General features: G+C 66.5%; 17 protein-coding genes. 9 read left to right on the forward strand and 8 right to left on the reverse strand.

What is annotated here, in order from left to right; translation table 11 throughout:
• Positions 1–11: 11 nt before the first annotated feature.
• The 4 genes from IEY31_RS02090 to trpC form a co-directional block, all read right to left on the reverse strand.
• Positions 12–548 (reverse strand): NuoB/complex I 20 kDa subunit family protein, encoded by a 537-nt coding sequence (locus IEY31_RS02090; RefSeq protein ID WP_184131912.1) that lies wholly within the window; start codon positions 546–548, stop codon positions 12–14.
• A 124-nt stretch (positions 549–672) separates the two neighbouring features.
• Positions 673–1,008, reverse strand: coding sequence for an NADH-quinone oxidoreductase subunit A (locus IEY31_RS02095; RefSeq protein ID WP_188968487.1), 336 nt, complete (start codon positions 1,006–1,008; stop codon positions 673–675).
• A 488-nt stretch (positions 1,009–1,496) separates the two neighbouring features.
• The gene (locus IEY31_RS02100; RefSeq protein ID WP_188968489.1) at positions 1,497–2,648 is read right to left on the reverse strand and encodes an ATP-binding protein; all 1,152 of its coding nucleotides are present in this window, start codon (positions 2,646–2,648) and stop codon (positions 1,497–1,499) included.
• Positions 2,649–2,765: 117 nt separating this feature from the next.
• Positions 2,766–3,554, reverse strand: a complete 789-nt coding sequence (gene trpC, locus IEY31_RS02105) for an indole-3-glycerol phosphate synthase TrpC (protein WP_229723255.1) — start codon at positions 3,552–3,554, stop codon at positions 2,766–2,768.
• A 63-nt stretch (positions 3,555–3,617) separates the two neighbouring features.
• Here trpC and hpt point away from each other — a divergent pair, with 63 nt between their 5' ends.
• Both hpt and ilvD read left to right on the forward strand, forming a co-directional pair.
• Entirely contained in the window at positions 3,618–4,175 is a 558-nt protein-coding gene (gene hpt / locus IEY31_RS02110; RefSeq protein WP_188968493.1) for a hypoxanthine phosphoribosyltransferase, read from the forward strand.
• A 77-nt stretch (positions 4,176–4,252) separates the two neighbouring features.
• Positions 4,253–5,947 carry a dihydroxy-acid dehydratase gene (gene ilvD / locus IEY31_RS02115; RefSeq protein ID WP_188968495.1) on the forward strand — a complete coding sequence of 565 codons (1,695 nt, stop codon included), beginning with the start codon at positions 4,253–4,255 and terminating at the stop codon, positions 5,945–5,947.
• Between the two features lie 213 nt (positions 5,948–6,160).
• Here ilvD and IEY31_RS02120 read toward each other — a convergent pair whose 3' ends face one another.
• Both IEY31_RS02120 and IEY31_RS02125 read right to left on the reverse strand, forming a co-directional pair.
• Positions 6,161–7,174, reverse strand: coding sequence for a potassium channel family protein (locus IEY31_RS02120; protein WP_188968497.1), 1,014 nt, complete (start codon positions 7,172–7,174; stop codon positions 6,161–6,163).
• A 28-nt stretch (positions 7,175–7,202) separates the two neighbouring features.
• Positions 7,203–8,402, reverse strand: a complete 1,200-nt coding sequence (locus IEY31_RS02125) for an acyl-CoA dehydrogenase (RefSeq protein ID WP_373289089.1) — start codon at positions 8,400–8,402, stop codon at positions 7,203–7,205.
• A gap of 172 nt (positions 8,403–8,574) precedes the next feature.
• Between IEY31_RS02125 and IEY31_RS02130 the strand changes: the two genes are divergently transcribed.
• The 4 genes from IEY31_RS02130 to IEY31_RS02145 all read left to right on the forward strand — a co-directional run bounded on the left by IEY31_RS02130 (position 8,575) and on the right by IEY31_RS02145 (position 14,144).
• Positions 8,575–10,245, forward strand: coding sequence for an acyl-CoA carboxylase subunit beta (locus IEY31_RS02130; RefSeq protein WP_188968499.1), 1,671 nt, complete (start codon positions 8,575–8,577; stop codon positions 10,243–10,245).
• Between the two features lie 67 nt (positions 10,246–10,312).
• The gene (locus tag IEY31_RS02135; protein WP_188968501.1) at positions 10,313–11,521 is read left to right on the forward strand and encodes an acyl-CoA dehydrogenase family protein; all 1,209 of its coding nucleotides are present in this window, start codon (positions 10,313–10,315) and stop codon (positions 11,519–11,521) included.
• A gap of 411 nt (positions 11,522–11,932) precedes the next feature.
• A complete protein-coding gene (locus IEY31_RS02140) occupies positions 11,933–13,000 on the forward strand; it encodes a hypothetical protein (RefSeq protein ID WP_188968502.1) in 1,068 nt (355 codons plus the stop codon).
• 232 nt (positions 13,001–13,232) lie between these two features.
• Positions 13,233–14,144, forward strand: a complete 912-nt coding sequence (locus IEY31_RS02145; protein ID WP_188968504.1) for an acyltransferase — start codon at positions 13,233–13,235, stop codon at positions 14,142–14,144.
• Positions 14,145–14,157: 13 nt separating this feature from the next.
• Here the strand turns inward: IEY31_RS02145 and IEY31_RS02150 are convergent, their stop codons facing one another.
• A complete protein-coding gene (locus tag IEY31_RS02150) occupies positions 14,158–14,478 on the reverse strand; it encodes a YegP family protein (protein ID WP_188968506.1) in 321 nt (106 codons plus the stop codon).
• A 79-nt stretch (positions 14,479–14,557) separates the two neighbouring features.
• On the opposite strand from IEY31_RS02150, the gene IEY31_RS02155 reads away from it, so the two are divergent.
• The 3 genes from IEY31_RS02155 to IEY31_RS02165 all read left to right on the forward strand — a co-directional run bounded on the left by IEY31_RS02155 (position 14,558) and on the right by IEY31_RS02165 (position 19,473).
• Positions 14,558–15,403 (forward strand): endo alpha-1,4 polygalactosaminidase, encoded by an 846-nt coding sequence (locus IEY31_RS02155; RefSeq protein ID WP_229723256.1) that lies wholly within the window; start codon positions 14,558–14,560, stop codon positions 15,401–15,403.
• Between the two features lie 70 nt (positions 15,404–15,473).
• Positions 15,474–17,618: an SF1B family DNA helicase RecD2 gene (gene recD2 / locus IEY31_RS02160; RefSeq protein WP_188968508.1), complete on the forward strand. Its 2,145-nt coding sequence runs from the start codon at positions 15,474–15,476 to the stop codon at positions 17,616–17,618.
• A 166-nt stretch (positions 17,619–17,784) separates the two neighbouring features.
• On the forward strand, positions 17,785–19,473 hold the full coding sequence (locus tag IEY31_RS02165) for a CTP synthase (RefSeq protein ID WP_188968510.1): 1,689 nt from the start codon (positions 17,785–17,787) through the stop codon (positions 19,471–19,473).
• Positions 19,474–19,487: 14 nt separating this feature from the next.
• On the opposite strand, the gene coaE is transcribed toward IEY31_RS02165, so the two are convergent.
• Positions 19,488–20,120 (reverse strand): dephospho-CoA kinase, encoded by a 633-nt coding sequence (coaE, locus tag IEY31_RS02170; RefSeq protein ID WP_188968512.1) that lies wholly within the window; start codon positions 20,118–20,120, stop codon positions 19,488–19,490.
• Positions 20,121–20,135 lie beyond the last annotated feature (15 nt).

Raw genomic sequence — 20,135 nt, forward strand, 5'->3', positions numbered from 1 at the left:
CTTCCCATCCGTCATCGCGTCCACGCATCCACCATCGGCAGCTGGTGGCCCAGCTGATCAAAGGCCTCGCCGCGCACCTTCTTCTGCAGCTGCATCACGGCGTAGATCAGCGCCTCGGGGCGCGGCGGGCAGCCCGGCACGAAAATGTCCACTGGCACCACGCTGTCCACGTTCTGCACGATGGCGTAGTTGTTGAACATGCCGCCCGAACTGGCGCACGCGCCCATGCTGATCACCCACTTGGGATCGGGCATCTGGTCGTAGACCCGGCGCATGATCGGGGCCATCTTCTTGCTCAGGCGTCCGGCCACGATCATCACGTCGGCCTGCCGGGGCGAGGCGCGGAACACTTCCGAGCCGAAGCGGGCCATGTCGTTGCGTCCGTTGGTGCTGCTCATCATCTCAATGGCGCAGCACGCCAGCCCGAAGGTGGCCGGCCACAGCGAGTTGCTGCGCCCCCAGGCCACCAGTTTCTCCAGACTGGAAAACAGGATGCCCTCGGATTCCAATTCCTGCCAGTCGCGGTCGATCAGTTCTTTCAGTGCCATGGGCCTGTCTCCTGAACAAAGTTGGAAAGCTTGAGGGGCTGGGAAGCGGCGGGGCTGAGCACACGGGCTGCGCCGGTGCCCGGCCGCCTGAAGCTACGCAGCGCTGGACGGCGTACAGCGCCCACTACGCCCATTCCAGCACCCGCTTTTTCAGCACGTACACGTAGCCCACCAGCAGCAGCAGCACGAAGGTCAGGGCCTCGAAGAAGGCAAAGGGAATCAGCTTCTGGTAGGCCACCGCCAGCGGGTAGAAGAAGGCGGTCTCGATGTCGAAGATGATGAACAGCATCGCCACCAGATAGAAGTGCACCGGGAAGCGCTGGTTGGTGCCGACGCCGCCGTGCTCGGGATCGTTGCCCGACTCGTAGGCCATCAGCTTGGCGCGGCTGGCCTTCTTTGGCCCCAGGATGGCGCTGACAATCACGGCCAGCACGCCAATGCCAACCGCCACAAGCAACATGATGACGAAGTTGAGGTATTCGATAACGATGCTCCTTTCTGCCCCGGACCTTTCTCAACTGCTCGTGAAAAACGGCACGAGTAGCTTCAAAAAAAGAGAGGGCAAATGAATAAAACGGTGGGTTAGGTTACGGCCCTGTTTTACCACGTTTACGCCTTCGCGGAGCCCTTCCTGCCTGCATTGGCCGCCGCCATGTTGCGGCGCTTACCGGGCCGGGCGAGACGGCATCTGGCCCCGTGAGCACAGTACGGAAATCAAGACCCCTTCCGGCCCCAGTGCACCGCCATCGGCTTCAGGTGCCGTCCGGTCCAGACGCCTTCACGGCCCTGTCCACGGAATGCCGGAGAACCCATACGGCTTCCGCCCCATGACGCAACAATTGAGAGAGCACCGCAAGGCGGCTCCATACCGCAGAACCCGCACCTTTCCTTCTGCTCGCTCCGCTTGGATTTCAGGTTCACACGTAAACCTTTCTATCGGAGTCGGTATCAGTTCAACAGTTCCACAAAATCGTCGTCGTCCGCGTCGTGCGCCAGGGGCAGCGTGAAAATGAAGGTGGCCCCGTGTCCGCGCACGGACTGCACGCTGATCGCGCCGCCGTGTTCCTCCACGGCCAGCTTGCAGAAGGCCAGACCCATGCCGGTGTCGAAGCGCCCGTGCAGCGTCAGACGCGACTGCTCAAAGGCGGCGAATAGGTTGGGAATGTCCTCGGCGGGAATGCCCTCGCCGTCGTCCTTCACGCTGAGCTGCACCGCGTCCTTGACTGCCCGCACCGTGACGGCGATCTGGCCGCCGCCGGTGGTGTGCTTCATGGCATTGCTGAGCAGGTTGGCCATGACCCGGCGCAGAATCTCGGGGTCGGCGCTGGCCGGGCTGAGGTTGCTCTCGACCTCGGTCCTGATCACGCGGTCGCGCATGCCGCTGCCCACATCGCCGCAGGCCAGCGCAATCACCTCCTGAAACATGGGCGAGAACATCAGCTCGCGCCTGAGGTTCATCTTGCCGGCCTGAATCTTGCGGATGTCGAGCATGTTGACCGCCAGATGCAGCAGGTGCTGGGTCTCGTCGCGGGCCACCTTGAGCAGCTCGCGCGAGTCGTCCGGCACGCGGGCGTCGTCCTGCACGATCTCCAGCAGGCCCATCACGGCGGCAATCGGGTTCTTCAGGTCATGCACCAGCATGTGAATCAGCTGGTCACGCACCTTTTCCTCGTGGTCCCAGTCGTCGCTGCGGCGTTGCAGGGCCGCCACCCGGCCGTGCAGGTCCCGGCTCTGCTGGGCGCGGGCCAGCATGTTGCCCACCTGCAGGGCCACGGCCTCCGGCGCGGTGGTGTCGCTGATCAGGGCGTCGGCCCCGGCGGACAGCAGCGCGCCCAGCCCCTTGGTGCCCACCGCCAGCCACTGGGTCCCGGCCAGTTCAGCGCGCTGGCGCAGCATCGGCAGTACCTGGGCCAGCGGCACCCCCGGAACGTCGGTGTACAGCAGCGCCACGGCAGGGGGCTGGACATGCGCCTCGCGCAGCAGGGCCTCGGCACTCCCGACATGCACGACAGTGGCCTGCGGCAGCAGCGACGCAAGTGGCCGGACGCGGGCACGGTCCGCGGACACCACGAAGACGGTCTGGGCATCAGGAAGGGTCATTGAATGAGCGCTAGTGTAGCGTGTGCGTCTCGCCAGGCGGGAAGGGGTTGTGCCGCAGCCTCTATCCCCGGATCACCGGGTGAATGTGGAGCCACAAGAATCAGCCGGCCCGGCTCTTCAGAACGACATCAGGTCGCGGGCCGCCCCGGTCAGATCGCCGCTGCCCGCCAGACTGCTGCCCACCAGCACCGCGTCGGCCAGGCCGCGAATCTCCGCGATCTGCGGCGGGGTGCGGTAGCCGCTCTCGGCCACCAGCATGCCCGCGAAGCCGCGCTGCCGCGCCAGCCGGATCAGACGCGGGCTGACCGCCAGATCAATCTCCAGCGTCTTCAGGTCACGGTTGTTCACGCCGATGATGCGCGCGCCACAGGCCAGGGCCACCTCCAGTTCGGCCTCGTCGTGGACCTCCACCAGGGCGTCCAGCCCCAGGTGGTGGGCCATTTCCAGGTACGCGCCCGTGGCCTCGCCCAGCACGCTTACCATCAGCAGCGCCGCCGCCGCGTTCCACTCGGCAGCCTCGCGCAGCATGGCGGGATGCACCACGAAGTCCTTTCGCAGGACCGGCAACGTCACGGCGCCGATCACCCCATGCAGCGCCTGCGGATTGCCGTCGAAGTGCCGGGGCTCGGTCAGCACGCTGATGGCCGCTGCACCTCCCGCCTCGTAGGCCCGCGCCGCCGCCGCCGGGTCTAGCGGGGCAATCGCGCCCTGGCTGGGGCTGGCCCGCTTGACCTCGGCGATTAGAGCCAGGGCCGGGCCGCTCAGGGCTGTCTCGAACCGGCGGGAGGCGGGCCGCGCGGGACCGGGATCCAGGCTGGCCCCGCGGTAATCCCCGGCCCGTTCCTGCACGATGCGGCCCAGGACGCCCGGCACGCGGCTCAGCTCAGGAAGAAGGAGGCCATTCACGCGCCGGAGTATACGGGGCGCAGACCGCCCATCAGGCCAGGGGCGTGTTAGCCTGACGGCCATATGAGTCCCGCTTCCGGCTCCCCTTCCGTTCCCGGCCTTGTCCCCGGCCCCGGCCCGGTCCAGATCACGCGGGAGCAGCTTCAGGCCCGCGTGGGTGAACTGGCCGCCAAGATCCGCGAGGAATACCGGGGGCGCGAACCGCACCTGATCTGCGTCCTGAACGGCGCGTTCATGTTCCACGCCGATCTGGTCCGCGCGCTGGACATGCCCTGCACCATGGATTTTCTGCAGGCCAGCAGCTACGGCAACGCCAAGCAGAGCAGCGGCGAGGTCCGGCTGGTCAAGGACCTGCAGTTCCCCATCAGCGACCGCCACGTGATTCTGGTCGAAGACATCGTGGACACCGGCATCACCATGAATTACCTGCTGCACTACCTGGAAGGGCGCGGCCCGGCCACCATCAAGATCGCCGCCCTGCTGAGCAAGCCCAGCCGCCGCAAGGTGGAGGTCCCGGTGGAATACCTGGGCTTCACCATCCCCGACGCCTTCGTCTACGGCTACGGGCTGGACCGGGCACAGTACGACCGCAACCTGCCGTTTATCACCAGTCAGGAGTAAGCAGGCCGAGGTCCACAGGCCGGGAACCTGTCTGAGTCTCCCGATCATCGGGCCGGACGGCGACGCTACCCTGGGGCATGACCGACACCGCCAAGACGCGCAGGCTCAACTGGAACTCTTACCATGTCACGCAGGGCGACGAACGCGCCCCGAACCGGGCCATGCTGCGGGCGGTGGGCTTTGGTGACGGCGACTTCGAGAAGCCGATCATCGGCGTGGCGCACGCGCAGAGCAACATCACGCCGTGCAACAACGGGCTGGGCGAGCTGGCCGGACACATCACCGACGCGATCCATGAAGGCGGAGGGATGCCGCAGGTCTACGGCACCATCACCGTCTCGGACGGGATTTCAATGGGCACCGAGGGCATGAAGTGTTCGCTGGTGTCGCGCGAGGTGATTGCCGACAGCATCGAAACCGTGTCGCGTGGGCAGTCTCACGACGGCGTGATCGTGGTGGGCGGCTGCGACAAGAACATGCCGGGAGCCATGATCGGCATTGCCCGCCTGAACATTCCGGCCATCTTCGTGTACGGCGGGACCATCAAACCCGGCCATTACAACGGCCAGGACCTCACCATCGTGAGCGTATTCGAGGCGGTGGGCGCCTTCGGCGCCGGCAAGATCAGCCGCGAGGACTTCACCCAGATCGAGAAGAAGGCCTGCCCCGGCAACGGCTCCTGCGGCGGCATGTACACCGCCAACACCATGAGCAGCGCCTTTGAAGCGATGGGCATGAGTCTGCCGTTTAGCAGCACCATGAGCGCGGTGGACGCCGAGAAGGCCACCTCCAGCGCCGACAGCGCCCGCGCCCTGCTGCGGCTGATCGAGGCCGACATCCGCCCGCTGGATATCCTGACCAGGAAAGCTTTCGAGAACGCCATTACCGTGATCATGGCCGTGGGCGGCAGCACCAACGCCGTGCTGCACCTGATGGCGATTGCCCACGCCTGCGACATCGACCTGACGCTGGCGGACTTCGAGCGTATCCGTGAGCGCACCCCGGTGTTCTGTGACCTGAAGCCCAGCGGGCAGTACGTTGCCACCGATCTGCACGAGGTGGGCGGCATACCGCGCGTGATGAAGATGCTGCTGAAAGAGGGTCTGCTGCACGGTGACTGCCTGACCGTAACCGGCAAGACCGTCGCCGAGAACCTGAAGGGCGAGCAGGATACACCTGACGCCGGACAGGACGTGATCCGCCCCTACGCAGAGCCGCTGTACACGCAGGGCCACCTGGCCATCCTGCGCGGCAACCTGGCCCCGGAAGGAAGTGTCGCCAAGATCAGCGGCCTGAAAAGCATCAAGATCACCGGCCCGGCGCGCGTCTTTGAGTCCGAGGAACAGTCGATGCACGCCATCATGGATGACCAGATCAACCCCGGCGACGTGCTGGTCATCCGCTACGAGGGACCGAAAGGCGGCCCCGGCATGCGCGAGATGCTCTCTCCCACCAGCGCGATCATCGGTAAGGGTCTGGGCGACAGCGTGGGTCTGATCACCGACGGACGCTTCTCGGGCGGCACCTTCGGGCTGGTGGTGGGCCACGTTGCCCCCGAAGCCTACGTGGGCGGCCCGATTGCCCTGGTCCACGAGGGCGACACCATCGAGCTGAATGCCGAGACCTGTGAACTGACCCTGCATGTGGACGAGGCGGAGATTGAGCGGCGCCGCGCCGCGTGGGTGCAGCCCGAACCGCGTTACAAGCGCGGCGTGCTGGCAAAATACGCCAAACTGGTGAGCAGCGCGGCGGTGGGGGCGTATACGGACTGACAAGCACGTTTACCGGCGCCCCAATCCCTGACATCCCAGGCCCGCGCCAACACCACACCGACCGCCGGATCGTCGGCGTGGTGCTGTAGCAGGACACCATAGTGACGTGCCAGACATCCGGTATGCCGATCTCCTGGCAGGACGTGTGGACGCAGCCGCTACAGTCTCGCGGCCTCTGGGCGCTGCTGGGATTTCTCCGGAGTGAAGTGGCCGTCAGGGCCGGGAGACCTCCACTCGGGCGATCTCGTCCCAGCACCAGAACCCGGACCGGGCCATGCTGTGCAGGCGGCGGCGGAACGCCTGATGCTCGCGCAGATAGGCATCGAACTCGGCGGCGGAGCGCAGCGGCAGCCCGGCCTCGCAGAGGGGTTGCAGGTCAGGGGGCGGCGGGACGGGGGCGTCCAGCCCGCTGTGCACACGGCTGTACGAGCGGGTCAGGCTGTCCACACTCTCCAGGCTGCGGCGCAGGCCCCGCGGGGTCTCCATGTCCAGGGCGCCGCCAATGATCATCAGGGCCTCGCCCAGCATGGGGAGGGCGGCGTCCAGCGCCTGCCCCCGCTGATGCTCGTGAAACCGGTGCAAGTTGGGCGTACTGAGATGCTGCGCGTCCAGCGTGTTGAGCTGGGTGTGCAGGTCTGTCAACAGGCCCTGGACCCCGTCCGGATACCCCTGCACAGCGTCCAGGACAAGCGCCTGGACATCGGGTCCGGCGCGGTGCAGCAGCAGGGCAAACTCTCGGCGGGCGCTGCGGGCCTGGGCCACCGGAACGATGAAGGTGATGGCGAAGGTCAGCAGGAAAAAACCGGAGATGGCCGTGATGTCCGTCAGCACGCGCCACACGGTACTGGTGGCAACGATGTCCCCCAGACCCAGCGTGCTGACGCTGTAACCCACGAAATACACCACCTCGCCGAAGCTGGCGGGCTGGCCCGTCTTTGCGACTTCCAGTGCGCCGGGCCACGCCCAGAACACCAGGCTCCAGCCCAGCCACAGCAGCGCCGTCCAGATGTTCAGCGTCCCCGAGATCAGCGCCACCGTGCTGTAGGCCAGCACCGAGCGGCGACCGCTCACGCGGGCCAGCCCGCGGACGGCAGCGTAGACCCGCCGGTGAATCCAGCGGCTCAGGTGACCCTCGCCGGCCTGTAACCCCGACAGCAGGGCGTCCAGCAGCACGGCCAGCAGCAGCGCCGCACCGGGCACCCACAGCAGGGAGCGCAGGGCGTCCATCACGGGACCGTCAACTCAGGCTGACCGCTCAGCCCTCCAGCTCCGCAAACACGGCCCGGCTGATCACCAGTTGCTGAATCTCAGAGGTGCCCTCGTAGATCTCGGTGACCTTGGCGTCACGGTACAGCCGCTCGACAGGGTAGTCGCGGCTGTAGCCGTTGCCGCCGAAGACCTGAATGGCGTCCCGCGTGCAGTCCACCGCCGCCTCGGAGGCCAGCAGTTTGGCCATGCTGGCCTCCTTGCCGTACGGCTGCCCCTGGTCCTTGAGCCACGCGGCTTTCAGGGCCACCAGCCGCGCACTCTCGATGCGGGCGGCCATGCGGGCGATCTTGAACGACACGCCCTCGAATTCGCGCAGTTTCTTGCCGAACTGCTCGCGTTCATTGGCGTAGCGGCTGGCGTGCTCCAGCGCGGCGCGGGCGATACCAATGGCCTGCATGGCAATCCCGATGCGCCCGGCGTCCAGGCTGGCCAGGGCCACGATCAACCCCTGGCCCTCCTCGCCCACCATGTTCCCGTGCGGCACGCGCACGCCGTCAAAGGTGACGGTGGTGGTGTGCGCGGCGTGCAGGCCCATCTTTTCTTCCGGCTTGCCGAAGCCCAGGCCATCTGTGCCCCTCTCAACGATAAAACAGCTCACGCCGCGTGCGCCGCTTCCCCCGGTGCGGGCCATCACCAGATACGTCTCGGCCTGACCGCCGCTGGTGATCCACGCCTTCGCGCCGTCCAGTACCCAGTCGTCGCCGTCGCGGGTGGCTTTCAGGCGCAGACTGGCGGCGTCGCTGCCCGCACTGGCCTCGGTCAGGCAGAACGCGCCGATCTTCTCGCCGCTGGCCAGGGGCTTCAGGTACGCCTCGCGCTGGGCGTCGGTGCCGTAGCGCAGGATCATCTGTTCGGGCAGGCCGTTCTGCACGCTGACGATCACGCCCACGCTGGCGTCCGCCGCCGAGATCTCTTCCAGGCACAGGGCGTAGGTCACGCTGTCCAGCGCCGCGCCGCCCCACGCTTCGGGCACGGTGGCTCCCAGCAGGCCCATCTCGGCCAGCCCGCGCAACTGCGGGTGCGGGAACTCGCCGCTGCGGTCATAGTCGGCAGAGTGCGGCGCGATCTCGGCGCGGCAGAAATCGCGGACGTGTTGCAAGATCACGCGGCTGTCGTCGTTCAGGGCGAACCCCATGCCACTGGTCATCCCGCTCTCGGCAGGAACGGGCGCGTCGGTTACGGTCATGCCCGCAGCTTACCAAGCGTCGCCCGCACCAAACGGGCGTTCGGCTGACACTCAGCCCTCCGGCACCCAGCCTCCCCGTCTCTGAACTTCATTGGGGCACGTCCCCCTCTCCCGGACTGTGCCTCTCCCTGCTCCACCCCCTAACGAGCGTTTGTTAGACTGCCAGGTACAGATGACCGACACCAACACCAGCGCCCCGGCACAGCCTGCCGCCAGCTCAGCGTGGGCTGACGCTCTGGCACGCCTCGAGAGTGATCAGCGCAGGGTCCACGCCGGCGGCGGCGCCAAGGCCCAGGCCCGGCAGCACGACAAGAACCGCCTGACCGCCCGTGAACGCATTGCCCACCTGACCGACGACGGTACCCCCTTCGACGAACTGATGACCTTTGCCGGGTGGGAGATGTACAGCGACGTGGGCGGCTGCCCCAGCGGCGGCGTCGTCACTGGCATCGGCACCGTGGCGGGCCGCCCGTGGATGATCATCGCCAACGACGCCACCGTCAAGGCGGGTGCGTTTTTCCCCATCACCGCCAAGAAGGTGATCCGGGCGCAGACCATCGCGCTGGAAAACCACCTGCCGCTGATTTATCTGGTGGACTCGGCGGGCGTGTACCTGCCCATGCAGGACGAGATCTTCCCCGATCAGGACGACTTTGGGCGCGTCTTTTACCTGAACGCCCGCATGAGCGCGCGCGGCATTCCGCAGATCGCCGCCATCATGGGCAACTGCGTGGCCGGGGGTGCGTACCTGCCGGTCATGTGCGACACCCTCGTCATGACCGAGGGTTCGGGCCTGTACCTGGCCGGGCCGGCGCTGGTCAAGGCCGCGATTGGTCAGGTCGTGGATTCGGAAGAACTGGGCGGGGCCGACATGCACGCCGCGATTGCCGGAACCGTGGATTACAAGGAACCGGACGACGACGCGGCCCTGCGGCGGGTGCGGGCGCTGGCGGACCTGTACGCGCAGGGCGACGTGGCCCCGTGGGCCAGACGCCGCGCGGAGGTCCGGGAGGCCTCGGGCCGTGACCTGAGCGAGATCGTGGGCTTTGAGAGCGGCAAGACCTACGACGTGCGTGACCTGATCACGTCCATCACCGACGGCGGCGAGTTCCACGAGTTCAAGCCGGAATACGGCGAGACCATCGCGTGCGGCTTCTCGCGGGTGGGCGGCTACCCGGTGGCCTTTGTCGCCAACCAGCGCACCGTGATCAAGAAGAAGCTCAAGGCAGGCGGCGAACCGGGCCTGCGAACACGCATCGAGGTGGGCGGCGTGATCTACGGCGACAGCGCCGACAAGGCCGCCCGGTTCATCCTGGACGCCAATCAGGCGGGCGTGCCGCTGGTGTTCCTGAGCGATGTGACCGGCTTCATGGTGGGCCGCGATTCAGAGCAGGAAGGCATCATCCGCCGGGGCGCCAAGCTGGTGAACGCCGTGAGCAACAGCGTGGTGCCCAAAATCACCATCATCACCGGCGGGTCTTTCGGGGCCGGCAACTACGCCATGAACGGCAAGGCCTTCGGCCCGCGCTTCATCTTCGCGTGGCCCAGCGCCAAGTACGCCGTCATGAGCGGCAACGCGGCGGCCAAGACGCTGCTGGACATTCAACTCGCGGCCCTGAAACGCGCCGGCCACGAGCCGGACGACGAGGAGTTGAAGCGCCTGTACGACGAGGTGAAGTCCAAGTACGACACCGAACTCGATCCCCGCTACGCCGCCGCCCGGTTATGGGTGGATGAGATCATCCCGCCCAACGACACCCGTGACCGTCTGATCCGTGCGCTGGACGCCTGTGCCGGCAATCCGCATCAGGACGAACTGCGGGTGGGCGTGTTTCAGGTCTAGAGAAAAGAAATTAGCAGCCACCATCCGCCACCAGACGTTCTACCCCCAAACCACCGGAGGCAACACCATGACCAGCACCCTTAACCGCTCAGCCGCCCTCAGCCCCAACGTCCAGCCCATGAACGACGATCAGCGCACCATCATCAGCGCGCTGAAGGCCTTCCTCAAGAACAAGGTCGAGCCGGGCGCTGCCGAGCGGGACCAGACCAGCGAGTTCCCCATGCAGATCGTCAAGGAACTGGGCGAGATGGGCATCATGGGCGCGCAGACGCCTGAGCAGTACGGCGGCTCGGCGCTGGACACCGCCACCTTCGCGATGATCATTGAGGAAATCGCGGCAGTGGACGGCTCGCTGTGCCTGACCGTCGCCAGCCACAACTCGCTGTGTCAGGGCCACATCCTGATCGGCGGCACCGAGGAGCAGAAGGCCAAGTTCCTGCCGGACCTCGCTGCGGCCACCAAGCTGGGCGCATGGGGCCTGACCGAGCCGGGCAGCGGCAGCGACAGCGGCGGCCTTCAGACCCGTGCCGTGGAGCAGGCGGACGGTTCGTGGATTCTCAACGGTTCCAAGAACTTCATCACGCAGGGCAGCGTGGGCGGCACCTACGTCGTCCTGGCCCGCACTGACGCCGCCCGCGAGGGTAAGGGCAAGAACGACGGCATCAGCGCCTTCGTGTTCAACCGCGATGAGGTGCAGGGCTTTTCGATTGGCCGCAAGGAAGACAAGCTGGGCCTGCGCAGCAGCGACACCGCCCAGCTGATCTTCGAGGACATCCACCTGCCTGCCGAGGCGCTGCTGGGCGAGCGCGGCAACGCCTTCAAGGACGTGATGAAGGTGCTGGACGGCGGGCGCGTGGGCATCGCCGCGATGGGCCTGGGCCTGGGCCGCGCCGCCTTCGAGTTTGCCGCGAAGTACACCCTGGGCCGCGAGCAGTTCGGCAAGCCGATTGCCTACAACCAGGACATCTCCTTCCGTCTGGCCAACATGGACACCAAGCTGGAAGCCGCCCGCCTGCTGATCCGCAAGGCCGCCGACCTCAAGGACGCGGGCGAGAACTTCACCACGCCGGTGGCCCGCGCCAAGTTGTTTGCCACCACCGTGGGCGTTGAGGCCTGCGACGAGGCCATTCAGATGCTGGGCGGCTACGGCTACGTCAAGGAATATCCCGTCGAGCGCTTCTGGCGCGACAACCGCCTGACGCGCATCGGCGAGGGCACCGACGAGGTGCAGCGTCTGGTGATCAGCCGGGACGTGCTCAGGCGTTTCGCAGACTGAACCAGAGCTGATCACGCAGGGGTGGGAATCACTGAGATTCCCACCCCTGCTCGTCTCTTGCCGTGGGTTTCGCTCCTGAGGGGCCAGACGAGCAACCGCGTGTCCCGCGCCTGATTACGTCAGGAGGGCGCGGCCCAGACTGTTTTCGACGGATACTTTACATCAATGAGGATGATCTTTATGGTAGATTAAGACATCGAGGGAAATAAATTGAAAAACGCTCCTAAAGGATTGGTTTTGACGGCGACCTGGGCGGTGGGCCTGGGTCTCACGGCGCTGGCCCTGACCTCAGTGACGTCCTCATCTCCCCTTCCCCTGCCGGGAGGTGGCGCCTACAGCGGCCCGGTTGTCATCACCAGGGGCGGCACTTACCGGGGCAACTGGCAGAGCCTGAATCCTAAAGTGCCAGCTGTGACCCTCAAGACGCGTGAGCCCGTGATTATCGAAAACTCCAACATCCGGGGACGGGGCGATCTGATCCGTGGCTTTAACGTGCACCTGACGGTGCGCAATACCCGTGGGTATGGCCTGAACCCACAAACGGACCAGGCGTTTCCAGGCCGCTTTCTGGCCGTCGAATTCATCTCTAACCTACGGGCCGAGAACAATTTCATGCAGGGCACATCTGGCATGTACATCAACAGGTTTCAGGGAAATGCGGCCAGAGGGGAGACCATCAAAATCCTGCGCAATAAGGTTCAGGACGTCGACGGGCGCTACGTGGATCGCACGGGCCGCCCGACAGGCCGCCGCTACAATGTACAGGCCGTCCAGCTCAATCACGTCGTCCGGGTGCCCGATATCGAGATTGCCTGGAACGAGATGGTCAATGAGCCCGGCAAGAGCGCGCCGGAGGAAAACATCAATCTGTATGAGAGCAGCGGCACCCCGGACAGTCCCATCCAAATTCACAACAATTACATTCACGGGGCTTATGCGGCCGATCCACTGAATGACAAGTCGTACTCTGGCGGCGGCATAATGCTCGGGGACGGCAAACACAAGGATCTGTCGGTTTCCGGGGGCTACATTGAGGTCTACCGCAACCAGATCATCAACACCTCCAATCAGGGTGTCGCCATCGCGGGCGGCCATGATCAGCATGTCTGGCAAAATCGTATCCTGTCCACGGGCCGACTGCCGGGCGGCGAGATCATTCCTACGGCGAATGTCGGAGCCTACATGTGGGACATTCAAGGCGGTGCCAGCCAGTCGCCCCCTACGTTCTTCAATAACTCCATTCGGGACAACTTGATTGGCTGGACCCGTTTCCGCAGCAACGGCAAAGCCTGGTACAACAACCTGTGGACGCCCAGTTGCACCAGTGCCAACCGCAGCGTCTGCAGCGAAAATCGTGCCTGGCCCACTATCGTCGATGGGGCAACCGAGCGCGGGGAACTGGCGCTGTGGCAAAACAAACTGAGGGCGGCGAATGTGGTTGTTGGACCACTGCAAACAGCCGTTGGACTGGGCAATTGAGGGACAGAGGCGGCAAGGAGTAGCGGGCCACAACTCAGTCATTGCCCTCTAAGACCGATTGCCAGAGGACGTGTTCGTCCTTCCCCTTCTGCGAGAGGCGGCGTAGATTGTCGGCAAACATTAGTCTGACCCCAAGTGATTTAAGGGCGTGAAGGGAACGGTCAGCGATTGAGATTCATCGTGGAGCCAACAGCCCACTTTACTTTTCACAGTATGGGCGTACAGTAACGGCGTGACTTGGCTCAAACCGGTAGACATCGCGGGGGACGCTCAGGCCGTCTACTCCACCTTTCTCAATGATCTGGACGCCCGCCTGAGTGATCCGGAGTGTGACCGCTACTCGCTGGCCCGCGAGGTGCTGGCGCAGGCCACGTACGGGCGCAGCCACGCGGACCTGCTGAGCGACGCGCCCATCGCCGCCCTGAACCTGGACGCCCGCAACGTGACCTTCGAGGCCGAGTACTACCTGAGTACCGACACCGAGAAGTTCGGACAGGTCAAGCCGCTGCTGTGGCTGTGGAAGGGGCTGGACCTGACACCGGTGGGCCAGAACCCGGTGCTGGGGATTCCGCTGCGGCGCATTCTCGCCGAGCGCATCTTCCGGCGGGTGGGCCGGGACTTCAAGTGCTGGCAGAACGTGGAGTTCAGCGTGGGCTACAACATGGAGGTCGGCAACGACGTGGTGGTCCACCGCCACGTGTTGCTCGACGACACCGGCGGCATCGAGCTGCATGACAACGCCAGCATCAGCGACTATGTCAACATCTACAGCCACACCCACAGCGTGCTGGACGGTCCCGACGTGACCCTGCGCCGTACCGTGATCGGGCGCGGGGCACGCATCACCTACCACAGCACGGTGCTGGCCGGCAGCGTGGTCAGCGACGATGCCCTGCTGGCCACCCACGCCCTGCTGCGCGGCGACATCGAGCCGCACGGCATTGCCATGGGTCTGCCGGCCCGGACCACCCGCCTGAAACTGCGCGAGCCCGGCACGTCCGGCAGCGCCGGGGTGGATGCCCGCAGCTACCCCCGGACCCCGGACCGCAAGGCCAACCCCCAGTTTCCCGACCCCACCCCCAACCAGACCCGCAAGCCCGATGAGGGGCAGCCTGCCCCGAAGCTGATTGTCGGCGAACGCTGATCCGGCTGGACCCTCAGGTCTGGGCGTCGACCAGGGCTTCTGCCGCTGCGCGTTTCACGGCGTCCATCCCATCCTTCGCGGCGGCCCCGCTGGCGTAGTTCTGACTGCCACCGATCACCTGACCGTTGCCTGCCTTCAGGTTAAAGCGTTGGCCGCTCCCGGTCATCTCGTACATCCGGTCGTCGGCGGCATTCTTCTTGACTGAGGCGATGCCGCTGGTGGCTGCCGCTTTGGTGGTGTAGCGCTCGCTGGTCAGCACCGTCTGCCCGTTGGCCGACTGCAGGTTGAACATGAACTGTTCGCCGGACATCTTCAGGATGAACTTTGCGGCCATGGTGCCTCCCGGTGGGTATCAATTGTCTGTCCGGTCACTGTACTCCAGGGCAGCCCCGCAATGGCGTTAGGGTACTGGGGTGAAGACACGTGGCCTGGGCCTGAACGCGCTGCTGGTGTGGGGACTGATGGGCGAGTCCGGACTGGGCCTGACCATTCCCCACGTCCGGCCGCCGCCCGCCGGGCTGTACAGCTGGGACTGGCAGATCGGGGCGCGGACGGCGGCGCTGCTCAGCATCCCGGCGGGGATCAGGCTGATTGATCTCGACGGCTTTGAGACCTCTGCGGCCACCGTGACCGCGCTGCGCCGGCAGGGGCTGTACCCGGTGTGCTACATCAATGCCGGAAGTTACGAGCCGTACCGTTCCGATTCGCCGCGCTACCCGGCCCGGCTGAAACTGGGCGTGGACCCCGACTGGACCGATGAGGCGTTTGTGGACGTGCGCGACGTGTTCCGGCCTGACTCCGTGTTGGCCGACATTCTGCGCAAGCGGCTGGCCATGTGCCACGGCAAGGGTTTTGCCGCCGTGGAGCCGGACAACCTCCAGAACGACGAGAACGTGCCGGGCGGGGTGATCAGCACCCAGCAGCAGGTGGACTTCAACGGCTGGCTGGCCGACGAGGCGCACGCGCTGGGGCTGGCGATCTTCCAGAAGAACGGCCCCGACAAGGTGCTGCTGCGGGACCGAACCGGGCAGCGGCTGGTGGACAAGTTCGACGGCATCCTGAACGAGAGCTGCCACGAGTTCGATGAGTGCGCGCCGCTGGCCGAGTACGTCAAACGCGGCAAGCCCGCACTGAACGTGGAGTATCGGCAGAAGTTCCTGAACTGCGCCGAGGCCCGCCGTCTGGGCATCAACTCCATGTTCAGGGACCTGTACCTGCGCGGCGGGCGGGAAGCGGAGTACCGGCGCGTGACGTGCTGAGCCGGCGGTGGGTCCGGGCGGCGTGCGGTCGCCGCAGTCCTCACCCCCACCCTGGCGCTAGACTCAAGCTGTGACCGCTTTTTCGCCGCCCGCCGAAGCCTTCCGCGTGACCGGCGGGGTCAACCGGGTGCGTTACCGCGCCGAGTCAGGCTTTACCGTGATGACGGCCCGCATCGTCAACGACGACGGCGAGGACCCTGACGCCACCGTGATTGGCGTGATGCCCCCGCTGGACGCCGGGGACACCTTCAGTGCTGACGTCCTGATGGAAGAACACCGCGAATACGGCTACCAGTACCGCGTGCTGAACATGGTCCTGGAAGCCGCGCCCGCCGACCTGACCGAGGCCGGGGTGGCCGCGTACCTTGAGGCCCGCGTGGGCGGCGTGGGGAAGGTGCTGGCTAAGAGAATTGCCGGAATGTTCGGCCCCACCACCTTCGACGTGCTGGAAAACGACCCGAACCGGTTGCTGCAGGTGCCGGGCGTGACCCAGAGCACGCTGCACAAGATGGTCAGCAGCTGGTCGCAGCAGGGTCTGGAACGCCGGCTGCTGGCCGGCCTGCAGGGGCTGGGCCTGAGCATCAGTCAGGCCCAGCGGGCGGTCAAACACTTCGGGGAGGCGGCGCTGGAACGCCTCACGGCTGACCTGTACGCGCTGACCGAGGTGGAGGGCATCGGTTTTCTGACCGCCGACAAGCTGGCGACCGCCCAGGGCATGGCCAGCGACGATCCGCGCCGCCTGACCGCCGCCGCCGTCTACGCGTTGCAGCAGGCCGCGCAGCAGGGCGGCCACTCCTTCCTGCCGCGCCACCGGGCCGAGCGTGGCGTGGCGCACTACACCCGCGTCAGTGCCGCCCAGGCCAAACTGGCGGTGGAAACGGCGGTGGAACTGGGCCGCCTGTCGGACGACGAGACGCCCCTGTTCGCTGAGGAAATGGGCGCGGAGGAACGCAGCGAGAGCCGCATCTACCTGCCGCATGTCCTGCGGGCCGAGAAGAAGCTGGCCTCCCTGATCCGCACGCTGATCGCCACGCCGCCGGGCGGCGAGGAATGGACCGTTCCGGCAGGATCGGCCCAGGACCTGTCAGACGAGCAGGCACAGGTGCTGGACCTGCTGGCCGATCACCGGCTGGTGGTGCTGACCGGCGGCCCCGGCACCGGCAAAAGCACGGCGACCCGGGCGGTGGCCGATCTGGCCGAGCGGCTGGGGCTGGAGGTCGGGCTGTGCGCCCCCACCGGCAAGGCGGCGCGGCGGCTGGGCGAGGTCACGGGCCGGGGGGCCAGCACGATTCACCGCCTGCTGGGCTTCGGTCCCGCCGGCTTCCGGCACAACCACCTGGAACCCGCGCCGTACGATCTGCTGATCGTGGATGAGGTCAGCATGTGCGGCGACGCCCTGATGCTCTCGCTGCTGTCGGCGGTGGGGGCGGGCGCGCGGGTGCTGCTGGTGGGCGACACCGATCAGCTGCCCCCGGTGGACGCGGGCCTGCCGCTGCACGCGCTAACACAGACCGCGCCCACCGTGCGGCTGCAAACGGTGTACCGTCAGGCGGCCCAGAACCCGATCATCCGCGCGGCCCATGACCTGCTGCACGGCTCGGCGCCGCAGTGGGGCGATCCCCGCCTCAACCTGACCGAGGCGGATCCGGACGGCGGCGCGCGGCGGGTGGCCCTGCTGGTCCGCGACCTGGGCGGGCCGACGCAGGTACAGGTGCTGACGCCCATGCGCCGGGGGCCGCTGGGCATGGAACACCTGAACTACCACCTCCAGGGCCTGTTCAATCCTGGCGAGGGCGGCATCAAGATTGCGGACGGTGAAGCCCGTGCCGGGGACATCGTGGTGCAGACCAAGAACGACTACACCAACGAGGTCTTCAACGGCACGCTGGGCACGGTGCTGAAGGCCGAGGGCGGACGCCTGACCGTGGATTTCGACAACAACGTCGTGGAACTGGCTGGCGCGGAGCTGTTCAACGTGCAGCTGGGCTACGCCCTGACCGTCCACCGCGCCCAGGGCAGCGAGTGGCACAGCGTGTTGACCGTGCTGCACGAGGCGCACATGCCCATGCTGTCGCGCAATCTGGCGTATACCGCCCTGACCCGCGCCCGCGAACGCTTCTTCGCGGTGGGTTCGGCCTCGGCGTGGCACAAGGCGGCGGGGCGGCAGCGCGAGACGCGCAACACCGCGCTGCTGGAGCGGGTGCGGGCGCGCTGATGGAGCGCATGTCCGGCGTAGCCGCCGCGACCTGTCCACCGGGGTTGCCCCCACCCCCAACCCTGCGTGATACCATCAAATCCCGGAGGCCGAGCGCCCCGGTTTTTCTTTTTTGGCCCCGTTACAGCCGCGTTGGGGGTCAGGCGCTTTCGGACGGTGAGAATCCATGAAGTACATCTTTGTCACGGGCGGCGTGGTCAGCTCTTTAGGAAAAGGCGTGGCGAGTGCCAGCCTCGGCGCCCTGTTGCGGGCACGCGGCTACCGGGTCACGGCGGTCAAGATCGACCCCTACATCAACATTGACGCGGGCACCATGCGGCCCTACGAGCACGGCGAGGTCTTCGTGACCGCCTCCGGCGCAGAAACCGATCTGGACATCGGCAACTACGAGCGCTTCCTGGATCTGGACATTCCGCCGGGCAGCAACATCACGACCGGGCAGGTGTACCAGGAGGTCATCCGCAAGGAGCGGGCCGGGGACTACCTGTCGCAGACGGTGCAGGTCATCCCGCACGTCACCGACGAGATCAAGCGCCGCATCAAGGTGGCGGGCGAGAACGCGGGGGCGGAGATCGTGCTGATCGAGGTCGGCGGCACGGTGGGCGACATCGAGTCGCTGCCCTTCCTGGAGGCCATCCGGCAGTTCCGCTTCGACGAGGGCGACGAGAACGTGCTGTACCTGCACCTGACGCTCGTTCCCTACCTGGGCACGTCCAACGAGTTCAAGACCAAGCCCACGCAGCACTCGGTGGCAACCCTGCGCTCGGTGGGCATCAGCCCCGACATCGTGATGGTCCGCAGCAAGGAAAAGCTCCCGTCCGAGATCACGCGCAAGATCGCCCTGTTCACCTCGGTGCGCGAGAACCGGGTGTTTTCCAGCTACGACGTGTCGCACGTCTACGAGGTGCCGCTGACGCTGGAGGAGCAGGGGCTGGGCAAGGCCGTCGAGGACCTGCTGAAGCTGGAGCGGGTCCACCCGAATCTGGGCGTGTGGACCAATGCGGTGCGGACCATCAAACAGCCCACCCACGCAGTGACCATCGCGTTGGCCGGCAAGTACACCGCCATGCCCGACGCCTACCTGAGTCTGCTGGAGTCTCTAACGCACGCCGGGATCGCCAACGACGCCCGCGTGAACATCAAGTGGATCAACGCCGAGGAACTGGACCACTCCAGCGGTGAGGAAGGCGGCCTGGAAGCGCAACTGGGCGATGTGGACGGCATTCTGGTGCCCGGCGGCTTTGGCATCCGGGGCATCGAGGGCAAGATCCACGCCGCCGAGTACGCCCGCACGCATGGGGTGCCGTACCTGGGCATCTGCCTGGGCATGCAGATCGCCGTGATCGAATACGCCCGCAACGTGGCCGGCCTCGCGGGGGCCAACAGCACCGAGTTTGACGCTTACGCCCCGCACCGCGTCATCGACCTGATGCCCGAACAGGTGGAGATCGCCGGGCTGGGCGGCACCATGCGATTGGGCGACTGGCCGATGGACCTTCAGGGCGGCACGAAGATTGCCGGGCTGTACGGCGTTCCCGAGGGCGGCACCGTGCGCGAACGCCACCGCCACCGCTTTGAGGTCAACCCCGCGTACACCGGGCGGCTTCAGGAGGCGGGCCTGACCATCAGCGGCGTGACGCCGGGCGTGGCCGGACGCGGCGCGGGTCTGGTGGAAAGCGTCGAGATTCCCGGCCATCCCTTCTTCGTGGCGTTGCAGGCCCACCCCGAATTCAAGAGCCGTCCGATGCGCCCCAGTCCGCCCTTCGCAGGATTCGTGGCGGCGGCGCTCGCGCAAAAGGGCGTGCGGGTCGAGCCGTCGGCCGGGCTGCCGGTCTCGCCTCCCCAGGCAACCTAAATGCAGGGCTGGGGCTAGCCGAGTCCCAGCGCCTCCAGCGCCGCGTCGACCTGTGCCTCCAGCCCGGCCAGGGTGCCGCCGTTGTCGATCACGAAGTCCGCTTTCGCGCGCTTATCGGCGGCGGGGGTCTGGCGGGCGTCGCGGGCCAGCACCTCCTCGCGGGAGAACCCACTGCGTTCCATGACGCGCGCCACGCGCAGTTCCAGCGGGGCGTCCACCACCAGCACCGCGTCCATGCCCGCCTCCAGCCCGCCCTCGAACAGCAGTGGAATGTCCTGCACCACCCACCGCGCGCCCGCCTCTGCCGCCCGACGTTCCAGCGCGGTCATGCGGGCGCGCACACGGGGGTGGACGATGGCGTTCAGCCGGGCCAGCCGCGCCGGATCCGCAAAGGCGACAGCAGACAGCGCGGGCCGGTCCAGCACGCCATCCCGCACCGTGCCGGGAAAGGCAGCTTCAATGAGGGCCAGGGTTTCCGGCTGCTCCGTGACCAGCCGGGCCTGGGCGTCGGCGTCCAGCACGGTCAGCCCGCGCCCACGCAGCAGCGCCGCCACGGTGCTCTTGCCTGCCCCGATGCTGCCGGTCAGGCCCAGACGCTTCGGCCCCGGAGACTGGGAACGGATGGGGAAAGGGGCCGGGTCAGTCATGGCCGTGACTATAGC

Source organism: Deinococcus aerolatus, assembly GCF_014647055.1.
Taxonomy (GTDB): Bacteria; Deinococcota; Deinococci; order Deinococcales; family Deinococcaceae; genus Deinococcus; species Deinococcus aerolatus.

Coding starts and splice junctions, on each gene's coding strand:
- IEY31_RS02130 (WP_188968499.1), top strand. CDS start 8,575: ATGACCGACACCAACACCAGCGCCCCGGCACAGCCTGCCGCCAGCTCA.
- IEY31_RS02120 (WP_188968497.1), bottom strand. CDS start 7,174: ATGGACGCCCTGCGCTCCCTGCTGTGGGTGCCCGGTGCGGCGCTGCTG.
- IEY31_RS02135 (WP_188968501.1), top strand. CDS start 10,313: ATGACCAGCACCCTTAACCGCTCAGCCGCCCTCAGCCCCAACGTCCAG.
- coaE (WP_188968512.1), bottom strand. CDS start 20,120: ATGACTGACCCGGCCCCTTTCCCCATCCGTTCCCAGTCTCCGGGGCCG.
- ilvD (WP_188968495.1), top strand. CDS start 4,253: ATGACCGACACCGCCAAGACGCGCAGGCTCAACTGGAACTCTTACCAT.
- IEY31_RS02165 (WP_188968510.1), top strand. CDS start 17,785: ATGAAGTACATCTTTGTCACGGGCGGCGTGGTCAGCTCTTTAGGAAAA.
- IEY31_RS02095 (WP_188968487.1), bottom strand. CDS start 1,008: ATGTTGCTTGTGGCGGTTGGCATTGGCGTGCTGGCCGTGATTGTCAGC.
- IEY31_RS02125 (WP_373289089.1), bottom strand. CDS start 8,402: ATGACCGTAACCGACGCGCCCGTTCCTGCCGAGAGCGGGATGACCAGT.
- IEY31_RS02100 (WP_188968489.1), bottom strand. CDS start 2,648: ATGACCCTTCCTGATGCCCAGACCGTCTTCGTGGTGTCCGCGGACCGT.
- IEY31_RS02150 (WP_188968506.1), bottom strand. CDS start 14,478: ATGGCCGCAAAGTTCATCCTGAAGATGTCCGGCGAACAGTTCATGTTC.
- IEY31_RS02090 (WP_184131912.1), bottom strand. CDS start 548: ATGGCACTGAAAGAACTGATCGACCGCGACTGGCAGGAATTGGAATCC.
- hpt (WP_188968493.1), top strand. CDS start 3,618: ATGAGTCCCGCTTCCGGCTCCCCTTCCGTTCCCGGCCTTGTCCCCGGC.